This window comes from Streptomyces sp. NH27, from assembly GCF_056859195.1.
Window position 1 is genome coordinate 1 of the sequence record NZ_JACEGK010001059.1, and the last position, 577, is coordinate 577.

The 577-nt window shown below is 79.9% G+C and carries 1 protein-coding gene; it reads left to right on the top strand.

From position 1 onward, the window contains the following. A partial coding sequence (locus tag AC13HU_RS38005) for a sigma factor-like helix-turn-helix DNA-binding protein (RefSeq protein WP_483046551.1) occupies nucleotides 1-577 on the top strand: 577 nt, incomplete at both ends.

The window sequence follows — 577 nt, forward strand, 5'->3', positions numbered from 1 at the left end:
GGCATCGCTCGCACCCGCGTACCCCCGCCGACCCGCTGGCGGCGGCCCTGCTCACGCTCCCCCCGAGGCAGCGCAAGGCGCTCCTGCTCCATGACGGGCTCGGGCTCGACCTGCCGGCGGCGGCAGCGGAGTCGGAGGCGAGCGAGGAGGCGGCCGCGGCCCGGATCATCGCGGCCCGCGAGACGCTGACCGGGGCCGTGCCGGACCTCGCGGAGGAGGTGCTGCCGGCGCGGCTGGGCGCTCTGCTGGACGAGGGTCCCGGCCCCGACGCCGGCTCGGGTGCCGGGTCGGACTCCGGCTCCGGTTCCCGTTCCCGTTCCGCCCCTGGGGCCGGTGCCGGTCGCGATGCCCGTTCGGGGGCGGAGGCCGGGCCGCCGGCCCGTCCGGACGGCGTGCGGGCCGCGAGCGAGCGCGGGGCGCGGCATCGTACCGTCGGGGCGTACGCGCTGACCGCGGCGATCGCGGTGGCCACCACGATCACGGTGATCGTCGTTCCGGCGCACCAGTCGCCGCACCGGGCACCGCAGTCGGGCCCGGGCGCGCACGCCCCCGCCCGTAGCGGCGACCGGACCGGCCC